We start from the raw sequence: 10865 nt of genomic DNA, 5'->3' as shown, positions 1-10865 counted from the left end.
GGGCCATCGGCTACGGTTCGCGGATCGGACGCGGGGGGTACGCTTTCGGCAATGCGCTCAGCCACAAAGGCGAAGGCTTGCGTAGCACTGGCCCCCTTGATCAGTTGAAAGTCCAACCGGCAGACCGGCATGGCTGGACGGAGCGATGCCTCGAGGCGCAACAGCAAACTGGTCTTGCCATTCTGCCGCCCGCCATAGAGGGCGATGTAGGCGGTCACCTCGGCGTGGCAACGACGAAGCAGCCAATCCAACTCAGCCTGTCTTCCACAAAAGAGCGGGCTGTCGGGTGCGAGCGCAGTGGTCGAGAAGGGTGCCATATGGGGTAAGTGACGAGTGACGAGTGACGAGTGACGAGTGACGAGTGACGAGTGATATAGCTCTGCGGTATACCCTGCTTGTCACTCGTCACTCATAACTCATCACTGGTATGGGGTGGGCTTTGTGCTGTCCGTAGTATAACATGTGAAGATGCACACAGACCCTACAACGTACTCCCGCTCTCCAATGGCGCCCAATCACGAATTTCGATCCAAACGATAAGCAGAACTCTGCCAATGGGCCAGAAGTTGACGCGGTAGATCACATGGGTGTCCGCGCCGGTCATCTGGCGCAAGACATGCCCATTGGCATCGTAGCCTGCGAAGTGACCATCTTCTGGCCCGTTTTTGATCACGCTGATGACGCGCGCAAGGCGTTGGCGTACCCGGTCGGCTGCCGGGCTGAAGACGACGCGAGCCCAGACGAGCGGTTTCACATGGGTTTCCCTTCACCATCAAACCGTTCGCCGGTTGGTTCGAGGGTCTCAGGGTCTACGGCGATCCATCCTTGGAGATCCGCCTCCGCGATGGCCGCGTGAGCGCGTTCGATCACCCCCGCCGGTGTAGGCGGGTAGAACTCTTTGATCAAGTAGGGCGAAACGCCAAGCTTCGCGCGGGCTTTGCGCTTGGTTGGCATGCGCACGCTCGCCGGGTTGGCCAAGAGGCGGCGGTAGGTCTGGTCGGTCATACCCAAGAAGTGGGCAAACTCTTCAATCGTGAGCAGTTGCTCGTGACGGTAATCTTCCAACGAGCGCGTGACGGGGATGTCAAGCTCTTGTGTCATCAATCGCTCCTTCCTGCGCGTCTGGTCAGCATCATGGCTTGCTGGCAGTATACCATTACGATCACGGCGAGATCATCCATGTATAGAGCAGCACGACGGCCAAGGTGAGGCGCGAGAGACGAGCGAAATGTCGCAGATGGGATCGTTCGAGGTCAAAGCCATGTCCTTTCAGATCGCCAAACAGTTCTTCCAGCCACATCCGGCGTCGATAGGCGCGCAACGTGGCGTTCGCCGTGGGCAAAGACGTCACCGACGTGGTAGGGGGCTGCAGAAGGGTTCGGGGGGTGCGAGGCGCACCATACTGATCGTGTCTGGGGCGCGGCGCAACACCGTGACGCCACCAAAGCCGCACGTCGCCACCAGCATCTTGGGGTAATGGATGACAAAGCTCAGGGCCAGCGGATTGAGCGAAACCACCGTAGCGAATGCCTACTGTAGAAGAGCGTTGGCAAGCGATAGCAATTGCCACCCATGCCCTGCTGAGTGACGAATAGAATCAAACGACTCTCAAAACAACTCACAGCCCAACAGAAAACGCGGAACCTCACTCGTGAGATTCCGCGTTCTGCTGTGGAGCGGGAGACGGGACTTGAACCCGCGGCCTTCTGCTTGGGAAGCAGAAGCTCTACCACTGAGCTACTCCCGCATATCGCAGCTAAGTATAGCACTCGCTGTAGGCACTGTCAACTCTAAATTTTTGCGTGGGCGGCTCAATTGTCCCGCTTTTTGTCCCGCAGCTATGCACATTTGCGACGAGTCGTTTTGCTACAGTGAAGTAGGAACAGGCGATAGCCGCTTCAACCAAATGCCAGACTACAAACTACAGTCTACAGGAGCAGACGATGTTTCAACAAGACCCCTTGCTCGTTCACCTGCTCGACGTCGCTTTTCGTGCTTGGCAACGTGGCGATTTGTTGGATGCCCGACGGCTCCTTCAGCGTGCCTTGGCCTTAGCCGAGGCAGAACAGAACCATACTGCGTGCCTCCAAGCGCATCAACTCTTGGGCCATGTAGCCCATGTGCGTGGTGAACTCACGGTGGCACGTCGGCACCACCGTGCAGCCCTACGTAACAGCCGGGCCATGGGCTTCGGTATCGGCATCGCTTCATCGCTCCACAACTTGGGCCTCGTCGCCGCTGGCGAAGGGCGACATCAACGCGCCTGCGCCCTCGTATCCGCTGCTGTCACTACCTATACCCGCCTGCGTCAGCCTGAATCCGCTGCAAATGCACGGGCGAATCTGGAGCGGTTAGCAGGAAGCGGGAGAACGGTAGAACGGTAAAGCGGGAGAACGATAGAACGGTAAAGCGGGAGAACGATAGAACGGTAAAGCGAGAAGCGGGAGAACGATAGAACGGTAAAGCGGGAAGCGGGAAGCGGGAGAACGATAGAACGGTAAAGCGGGAAGCGGGAAGCGGGAGAACGATAGAACGGTAAAGCGGGAGAACGGTAAAGCGGAGGAGCGCCGCCCCGATGTCTCATGGTAGAGCCATCCGCCCCGCCGGGGCGGCGCTACCATGAGGCATTTAAGGCATTCTGAAGCCTTCGCCCTATTTCCTATTTCCTGTTTCCTATTCCCTATTCCCTATTTCCTTCCCTCTCACCGCTGCCGCATCTCCAACGCATGGTGCGTCTCGACCAAAAGCCGTTCGGTTGTCTCCCAGCTAATGCAGCCATCGGTGAGTGAAACACCATAACGGAGGGCGCTGCGGTCGGCTAACAGCGGTTGCTTGCCTTCGGCAATATTGCTCTCGACCATCAGCCCGATGATGGGAGTGGGCTGAGCGACAATCTGTTCGATGACTTTGTACCAGACGGTCTCTTGACGCCGGAAGTCGTTCTCGGCGTTGGCGTGGCTGCAATCAATCATGACGGCGGGCTGGAGATTGGCTTCGCGCATGAGCCGGGTCGCTTGCACAACATGCTCCTCTTGGTAGTTGGGGCCGTGTCGCCCGCCCCGTAGGATGACGAAGCTATCGGGGTTGCCTGTGGTTTTCACCACGGCGCTCTGGCCCTCCTCGGTGATGCCTAGAAAACTATGTTGACCAGCGGCGGCCACGCAGGCATTGACCGCTACTTGAATCCCGCCGTCGGTGCCATTCTTAAAGCCCACCGGCATCGAAATACCACTCGCTAGGGCACGGTGGGTCTGTGCTTCAGTGGTGCGTGCCCCGATGGTTGCAAGGCTGATCTGATCATCTAAGTATTGTGGACTAATTGGATCAAGCATCTCGGTTGCTACTGGCAGGCCCATCGTGTTGATCTCCAGCAGCAGATCACGGGCGATCCGCAAGCCTTCGCCCATATCAAAGCTGCCATTAAGCTGAGGGTCATTGATCAACCCGCGCCAGCCGATAGTGGTACGTGGCTTCTCCAGATAGACGCGCATCAGAATGAGCAGTTGGTTGCTCAAATTCTGCTGGAGCTGCGCCAAGCGGCGGGCATAATCGAGTGCAGCCTCGGGATCATGAATAGAACAGGGGCCAATCACAATCACCAAACGCCGATCTTCGCCCCGCAACACATTGCGGATCGCCTCACGGGCCCCCGTCACCGTCCGAGTCGCTTCGGCTGTCAATGGCATGCGATTCTTCAATTCCAAGGGCGCAATCAGCGGCTGCATCGCCCGTACATGCAGGTTGGCAACTGATTGACTTCGTTCATCTGTATGGTTCATCTCTGCTCCTCATCGTCTTCAAATCTGCTTTTGGGGCGATGCCCCATACGCATGACGTTTAGGGCTGCCGCCCTAAAACCCGCTTTGGGGCTACGCCCCAAACCCCCGCCGGGGGGGAACATCATGGCTATGGGGCTGCGCCACCCCTATAGTACACCACAAATTCCCAATCCACACCAAATAATGCACTGCGTCACCTTGACAACACTGATAATTCCTTGGTATACTTTTTATAACGCACTGTGTAATGAAACGTTATAGTCTTCCTGGGTTATATGCTGGCGGTCTATCTCACCACCAGTACGCAATTCCTGTTCCCTAGTTTCAGCATCCTTGCCCTAAGGAGACGATGCGATGAATCGTCGTGGTCGTGTGACGCTTCTGGCTGCTGCGGGTTTGTTGGGGGCTGGCCTCTTTGCGGCCCGCCACCAGCTCATGGCCCGCGCCTTGGGCCTGCGCCCGCCGCAGTATGCGGTACGCCTTGAGCGCAATTTGCCAATCGTTATGCCCGATGGGGTGACGCTCTATGCCGACCATTTTGCCCCAGTGGGAGCAGGTTCTTTTCCTACTATTCTGATCCGTTCGCCCTATGGCCGCCCCTCTGAGGCGGGCTTGCTTGGCTTTGCACCCACTCTAGCGGCACGGCTCTTTGCCGAACGGGGCTACCATGTGATCTACCAGGGGACGCGCGGGCGCTATCGCTCTGAAGGGCACTTTGAGCCTTTCAGCCATGAGGCATCCGATGGCCATGCAACCCTCGCATGGATCGCGGAACAACCCTGGTTTGAGGGCAACGTGGGCATGTGGGGGCTGAGTTATCTGGGCTACACCCAATGGGCGGTGGCTGCCGATGCTCCGCCCTTCCTGAAAGCCCTCGTGCCGGTGATTACCACCTCGCGCTTTGGTGCCGCCTTTAATTCCGGCGGTAGCTTTGCCTATGAGACGGCTCTGCGTTGGGCTAGCCTTGTGCAGAGTACAGCGAATCCCGGCGCTGATCTCGATCTCCAAGTGCTGCGCCGTACCCTCGATCCTCGCCTTGAACGTCGGCTCCATGAGGCCTGGGCGACCCAACCGTTTGCTGAGGCCGACCGTCATGCCGTCGGTGCGCCGATCCCCTTCTTTCAACAATGGCTCAATGAGCCCGACCCCGATGGGTACTATTGGCGTCAGGTGGATCACCACCGCCGCATGAATCATGTCTCCGCCGCTGTTCATCTGGTGGCCGCGTGGTACGACATCTTCCTCAGTGAGCAACTGGATGATTATACCGACCTCTTGGCTGCCGGGCAGAGCCCGTGCCTGACGGTTTTGCCCGCGCACCATACCGAGAATAGTGTCCTCTTGGCGGCGATACGCGAGGGGCTCTGGTGGTTCGATGCCCACCTCAAGGGCCAGCGTGAGTTGCTCAAGCGCCGGGCGGTGCGGCTTGCGCTCATGGGTTCCAATGAGTGGCACGAGATGGACTTCTGGCCGCCACCGGCGAACCATCAGCGCCTCTTCCTCCACGCTGGCGGTGGGCTCAGCGAGCAGCCTCCAGCCTATACCCAGCCCTCTTTCTACTGCTGCGATCCTGGTGATCCTACACCTTCCATCGGTGGGCCCGTCCTCAGTTCCTTCGCTGGCCCGTGTGACCAACGCCCGCTTGAGCGCCGTAAGGATCTGTTGATCTTTACCACTGAACCTTTGGAACACGATTTGGATGTGATTGGCTATGTGCGCTTGGAACTCTTTGCCCAAGCCAATTTGCGCCACTATGATCTTGTGGCTCGTCTCTGTCAGGTTGATGCCCATGGGCGCAGCATCAATGTCTGCGAGGGGCTGCTGCGGGTTGAGCCAGATCTGGATGAACAACAACCCGATGGTAGTCGCCTGTTTGAACTCACCTTGAACCCAACCGCCCAGCGCTTCCGGGCAGGCCAGCGGCTGCGCTTGCACATCTGTAGTGCCGCCCACCCGCGCTGGAGTGTCAATAGTGGCGATGGCCGGCTGCTCCATGAAGGCGCACCCGTCGGCCTACGCCTCGAACAGAACATCTTCCACGATCCTAACCACCCCTCAGCCCTCATCCTGCCCGTTGTCTCGCCAGAGACGCGGCGGGCTATGGCCGGGGAACGCTAAAGGCGGCGCGAATATGGTCGCGTTGCAGCAAGGTGCAGCCCATTGATCGTGCTGCACCAACCACCAAGGGCATGAAGCCCTCGCATAGCAGGAGGACTCGACAATGGAGTACGAGCACAGCGACGAGATTAAGATGCTTCGCCAGACCGTGCGTGACTTTGTGGACAAGGAGATTCGTCCGATTGCGCGTCAGCTCGACGAAGAGGAGCGCGTGCCTATTGAAGTGGTCAAGCAGGCGGGCGAACTGGGGCTGCTGAGTGTGCCCTTCCCCGAAGCGGACGGCGGCTTGGGCCTGGGCATCACTGGCTACTGCGTGCTGATGGAAGAGTTGAACCGGGTTTGCGCCAGCACCGCGACGATTGTGGGTGCCCACACCCAGCTTGCTGCGGCGAGCATCTGGATTGGTGGCACCGAGGCGCAGAAGGATAAGTACCTCAAGGGGATGATGGAGGGCCGCCTGATTGGGGCTTGGGCGCTCACTGAGCCCAATGCGGGCAGCGATGCAGCCCGTATCACCACCACCGCCGAGCTGCGCGGCGACGAGTGGGTACTCAATGGCCAGAAGATGTGGATTACCAATGGCAACTTCGCCGATGTGATTGTGGTTCACGCTGTGACCGACAAGAGCAAGGGGGCGCGTGGTGGCGTGACCGCCTTTATTGTCGAGAAGGACTTTCCCGGTTTCAAGGTAGGCAAGATCGAAGAGAAGATGGGCCTGAAGGCGTCGCACACCTGTAGCCTCTTCTTTGAAGATCTGCGCGTACCCGCCGAGAACATCCTTGGCGGCGAAGAGGGGATTGGCAAAGGCTTCCCGATTGCCATGATGACCCTCGACATCGGACGGGTTGGGTTGGGTGCGGGTGCGCTCGGTTCGGCCAAAGAGGCTTTCGAGTTGAGCCGCAAGTACGCAGTTGAGCGCCAACAGTTTGGGCGTCCCATTGCCGAATTCCAAGCCATCCAGTTCAAACTGGCCGACATGGCGGTCAAGATCTACACCATGGAGCAGATTGTCTACGACTGCTCCACGCGGGTAGACGCGGGCAAGAAGTCCACCATCGAGAGCAGCATCTGCAAGCTCTACTGCACCGAGATGGCGAGCGAAATCATTGATGAAGCCATCCAGATCCACGGTGGCATGGGCTTCTCACGCGAGCTACCGTTGGAGCGCATGTACCGCGACGCCCGCGTGACGCGCATCTTCGAGGGCACCAACGAGATCCAGAAGAGCGTCATCGCCACCGAGCTGCTCAAGCAGATTGGCTACCGCATCCACCGCCACGAGGGGGTCTACACCACCGCCAAGAAGAACCCGGAGTAGGGAGAGGGATTGAAGAGCAGCAGAGGTTTGCACCACAGAGACACAGAGAGATGGATGTTAAGCGTCTGTCTAAAAAGTTTATGAACTGGCGTTGGAGTGCCGGCTTCAGCCGGCTAAAGCCGGCACTCCAACGCGTACCCACTAGCTTTTCAGACAGACTCTAAGCAACCATCTTGCTTGGCAAACCCCCATCAAAACCTTTGCTTCGGTAGCGACCGCTAGGGCTTTGGGATGCCCAGGATGGCCCTCACCCCCTACCCCTCTCCCACGTTGTGGGAGAGGGGCGAAGGCAACACAGTTTTGTTGCATTCCTTTGCGCTCTTTTGCAGAAATGAACCTATGTTCTGTTTGCCCTTAAACATCAAAACCTCTGTGTCCTCGGTGCCTCTGTGGTGCAAATCTCCGTACCTCTAGCTCCCCTCAACGCCCCCACGACTCAGGAGCAGGGCACCAAGGCCATAGCCTGCCAAGAGGTAGAAGAGCAGCACGCTGATCAGGGGGACAACCAGGCCAAGCATGAGCAGGCCAAACAGAATGATGCCACTGCCCACAATTGCCGAACTTGGGGGCATGCTGGCCCAACCCACTTTGATGCTCAAGGCATCTCCCAGGGCCGCCAAGCCCATCAGGTAGGGCAGATGCAGCAGGAAGGCGAGCGGCAATAAGAGCAGCACGAGCCACAGGGGGCTGAGGGACAACAGGAGCATCGCCAAGCCCATGGGCAGGCTCACGAGCAGGCCCAGGCGCAACGTCTGGTGTGGCGCTTGATGCAGCGTTAGGGCAACCCCTCGGGTGCGGCAGGGCCAGACGAGCGCAATGGCGCTGCTGAACGCAAGGGTGGCAAGGCTTGCCACGCCGATGATGGCGGGCTGGTTGGGAGTGAGCGTCTGCTGAAGCGGGAGGTTCCCCCAAACTACAGCCAAGCTGGTACTTAACCTACTTGTTGGTGCCACTTCTGCAAGCATATCAGACTCGCCTACAACGAAGTGGGTACCTGCATAGAGCCCCATGCCACTCAGCATGAGCAGCAGCAATGCAGCCACCAGGCCCATAGCAAAGCTGAAACGGGGCCATGGACGAGCCTGTGGGGTGGGAGTACGTTCTGGGAGGGCCGCTAACACCCGCGCCGCCAAATCGGGGGGGGCAGCAATAGCTTGTGGTTCAGCAAACCGATTCAAGAGGCGTTTGGTTGCCGTTTCGGCGGCAGCTAACGCTTCATCTGAGGATACTTCATGTTTCATAGAACACCATGATCTAACGCATCAGCCAACATCTTGCGCCCACGGTGCAGGCGGGTCTTCACGGTAGACTCACTCACCCCAAGGGCCTCTGCAATCTCTAGGTAGGATAAATCGTGCCAGTAGCGCAACACCATCGCGCTGCGGTATGTATCAGGGAGCGTCTGGAGCGCCTGTTGTACGGTGGCACGCTGCTCATCCAAGAGAGCATGGCTTTCAGGCCCTGGGCGATCACTCTTCAGCCAAAAAGCTACATCATCAAGGGTCAGCCAGCGCATCCGGCGACGCCGCAGACGGTCAATGCAGTAGTTGGAGCCAATGGTGAGCAACCAGGCCAACAGACGCCGCTCTGGATCAAAGCTATCGAGGCGATGGTAGACACGCAGAAAGACCTCTTGCACCGCATCTTCCGCCTCCTGAGCATCATTGAGCATACGATACGCCTGGTTGAAAAGAGCCCCAGTGTAACGCTGTACCAGCAGCGCAAAGGCCGCCTGATCACCGGACTGCGCTTGCCGAATCAGGTTCACCTCCTCCTCGTCCGTTTGATCCATCAGCGACTCCCATGGCTACGTAATAGAGATACGTAAAACTTCGGTAAATGTTACAATGATACAACGGCTTGCATTACTAAGCACCTTCGTGTACCATCATTAGGGGTTTGAACAAGACCCGGGGGAACTCCATGAGTAGATATGCCCCAACCCCGGGCGGATCGGGAGGTTGCCGTGGCAGGCAGCTACAACCGCGAGCAGATTTTGACCGCCCTGGCCGCAACGGACCCGGCTTATAGCTACTACCTCGATCTCCAGTCGGGCGAGGTGCTAAAGGTGCCTGATACGGAACAGAGCCCTGAGGCCGATGCGTTGCGTAACCAGGTCATGGAAGGGTACGGCGATCGCTATCGCTACATTCCGGGTGGTAATCCATCCCCTTCCGACGCTGACGTACAGACTTGGATGGAGGCTGAGGGTCTCTAGGGAGGGGCGGGATGAAGGATGAGCACTGCAGAGTGGCTTATCCCTCATCCTCAATCCCTCATCCCTGATAGGGCTTGCCGGCAGCGGCAGGTCCTACTGCGCGTCCAATCAGCCCGGCTAGTACCACCATTGTGACGAGGTAGGGCAGCAGTTGCAGGAATTGCACGGGTACCGGCAGTCCAAAGGCTTGCACTTGTAGGATCTGGAAGTTGCTGCCTAGTGCTTCCGAGAAGCCAAAGAGGGCCGCACCACCAAAGGCGCCAAAGGGCATCCACTTGCCAAAGATCATCGCGGCAAGGGCAATGAAGCCCTTGCCTGCGGTCATGCCATCATCAAAACGCCCAACCGTCTCTAATGAAAACCACGCGCCAGCAAGCCCCGCCATCGCGCCGCTAATGATGATGTTGAGGTAGCGTGTGCGCGTTACGTTGATGCCTACTGTTGCAGCCGCTTTTGGGTTCTCGCCTACCGCTCGTAAGCGCAGACCATAACGGGTTGTGAAGAGCAGAATATGTGTAAAAATAACCAGTAAAATCATCGCAAAGAAAATCGGCTTGCCCACAAAGAGAATCGGGCCAAGAACGGGGATGTCGCTGAGGAGCGGGAGCGAAAATTGCGGGAGCGTGACCCGCCCGCCGCCCCCATCAACAAAAAACTGGCGACGTAGATAGCCGGTCACCCCAATCGCCAAAATGTTGATCACCGTACCACTAACGATCTGATCGGTCTTGAAGGTGATCGAAAGCGTTCCGTGCAGCAAGGCCATCAATGAGCCCGACACGACCGCCATGACGACACCCAACCAGATGTTGTCGGTAAAGGCAAATACCGCGAAGCCAAATGCGGCTCCGGTGAGCATCATGCCCTCAATCCCGATGTTGATAATCCCGGCCCGTTCCGCATAGATGCCCGCCAAGGCACCCAAGGCAATGGGCGTCGAAAGGCGCAACGAGACCGACGCCAAACTTACGACGTTGATCTGTTTCCCCGCTGCCGCCCAGATGAGCAGGGCCGGAATGATCAACAACGCACCGGCCCACAGCATGGCGGTACCAATGGATGCGATGCGCGGCACAAAGCTCACTACCCCCGCAACGAACCAAAAGCCCCCGATCAGGGTCAAGGTGAGCGCCGTAGGTGTGGGAAGAACGAAACCGCCCACGCCAAAAAGGAGTCGGGTCGTTACCGGATCAGCAAGATCAATTTCTGCTACATAATTAACAATTAAGAGCAGACCCAAGAGCGCAAAAAACCCAGCGATGACCTGACGTCGGGTAACGCCACGACGACGCTCTGTCATGGTCAGATGTCCTTTCCCTGCTGCATTGGCGCGGTCTCTATCATACCATATTCGATTTTTGCGTTGGGTATTGCGTTACGCCTTGCGGCAGGGGTTTGGGGCTACGCCCCGTTCGCATTACGTTTAGGGCTG

At 58.0% G+C, this 10865-nt stretch carries 13 protein-coding genes and 1 tRNA gene; 4 read left to right on the top strand and 10 right to left on the bottom strand.

The window, feature by feature from the left end:
* The 6 genes from CJ255_RS08370 to CJ255_RS08355 form a co-directional block, all read right to left on the bottom strand.
* Window positions 1-317: hypothetical protein (locus CJ255_RS08370; RefSeq protein ID WP_133117002.1), on the bottom strand; the 317-nt coding region annotated here is incomplete at its 3' end.
* A 164-nt stretch (window positions 318-481) separates the two neighbouring features.
* Window positions 482-754 (bottom strand): hypothetical protein, encoded by a 273-nt coding sequence (locus tag CJ255_RS08365; protein WP_097643639.1) that lies wholly within the window; start codon window positions 752-754, stop codon window positions 482-484.
* A complete protein-coding gene (locus CJ255_RS08360; RefSeq protein WP_097643637.1) occupies window positions 751-1101 on the bottom strand; it encodes a helix-turn-helix domain-containing protein in 351 nt (116 codons plus the stop codon). Before CJ255_RS08360 ends, CJ255_RS08365 begins: the two co-directional genes overlap by 4 nt.
* A gap of 61 nt (window positions 1102-1162) precedes the next feature.
* Entirely contained in the window at window positions 1163-1342 is a 180-nt protein-coding gene (locus CJ255_RS23455; protein WP_165774621.1) for a hypothetical protein, read from the bottom strand.
* Between the two features lie 5 nt (window positions 1343-1347).
* The gene (locus tag CJ255_RS23450; protein WP_165774620.1) at window positions 1348-1518 is read right to left on the bottom strand and encodes a hypothetical protein; all 171 of its coding nucleotides are present in this window, start codon (window positions 1516-1518) and stop codon (window positions 1348-1350) included.
* A 154-nt stretch (window positions 1519-1672) separates the two neighbouring features.
* Window positions 1673-1747: transfer RNA gene (locus CJ255_RS08355), tRNA-Gly, on the bottom strand.
* A gap of 196 nt (window positions 1748-1943) precedes the next feature.
* On the opposite strand from CJ255_RS08355, the gene CJ255_RS08350 reads away from it, so the two are divergent.
* Window positions 1944-2384: a tetratricopeptide repeat protein gene (locus tag CJ255_RS08350; RefSeq protein WP_097643635.1), complete on the top strand. Its 441-nt coding sequence runs from the start codon at window positions 1944-1946 to the stop codon at window positions 2382-2384.
* Between the two features lie 318 nt (window positions 2385-2702).
* Here the strand turns inward: CJ255_RS08350 and CJ255_RS08345 are convergent, their stop codons facing one another.
* Window positions 2703-3779: a 3-deoxy-7-phosphoheptulonate synthase gene (locus CJ255_RS08345; RefSeq protein WP_097643634.1), complete on the bottom strand. Its 1077-nt coding sequence runs from the start codon at window positions 3777-3779 to the stop codon at window positions 2703-2705.
* A 354-nt stretch (window positions 3780-4133) separates the two neighbouring features.
* Between CJ255_RS08345 and CJ255_RS08340 the strand changes: the two genes are divergently transcribed.
* Window positions 4134-5897 carry a CocE/NonD family hydrolase gene (locus tag CJ255_RS08340; protein WP_097643633.1) on the top strand — a complete coding sequence of 588 codons (1764 nt, stop codon included), beginning with the start codon at window positions 4134-4136 and terminating at the stop codon, window positions 5895-5897.
* Between the two features lie 103 nt (window positions 5898-6000).
* Entirely contained in the window at window positions 6001-7215 is a 1215-nt protein-coding gene (locus CJ255_RS08335; protein ID WP_097643632.1) for an acyl-CoA dehydrogenase family protein, read from the top strand.
* Between the two features lie 410 nt (window positions 7216-7625).
* Here the strand turns inward: CJ255_RS08335 and CJ255_RS08330 are convergent, their stop codons facing one another.
* Window positions 7626-8456 carry a hypothetical protein gene (locus CJ255_RS08330; protein WP_097643631.1) on the bottom strand — a complete coding sequence of 277 codons (831 nt, stop codon included), beginning with the start codon at window positions 8454-8456 and terminating at the stop codon, window positions 7626-7628.
* Window positions 8453-9007 carry an RNA polymerase sigma factor gene (locus CJ255_RS08325; protein ID WP_097643630.1) on the bottom strand — a complete coding sequence of 185 codons (555 nt, stop codon included), beginning with the start codon at window positions 9005-9007 and terminating at the stop codon, window positions 8453-8455. The genes CJ255_RS08330 and CJ255_RS08325 overlap by 4 nt, the downstream gene beginning before the upstream one ends.
* Window positions 9008-9148: 141 nt before the next feature.
* On the opposite strand from CJ255_RS08325, the gene CJ255_RS08320 reads away from it, so the two are divergent.
* Window positions 9149-9433: a UPF0158 family protein gene (locus CJ255_RS08320; RefSeq protein WP_245863264.1), complete on the top strand. Its 285-nt coding sequence runs from the start codon at window positions 9149-9151 to the stop codon at window positions 9431-9433.
* 58 nt (window positions 9434-9491) lie between these two features.
* On the opposite strand, the gene CJ255_RS08315 is transcribed toward CJ255_RS08320, so the two are convergent.
* Window positions 9492-10733, bottom strand: coding sequence for an ABC transporter permease (locus CJ255_RS08315; RefSeq protein ID WP_097643628.1), 1242 nt, complete (start codon window positions 10731-10733; stop codon window positions 9492-9494).
* Between the last annotated feature and the right edge of the window lie 132 nt (window positions 10734-10865).

This window comes from Candidatus Viridilinea mediisalina (assembly GCF_002532535.1).
Lineage (GTDB): Bacteria > Chloroflexota > Chloroflexia > Chloroflexales > Chloroflexaceae > Viridilinea > Viridilinea mediisalina.
This window is presented reverse-complemented; position numbering and strand designations above follow the sequence as displayed.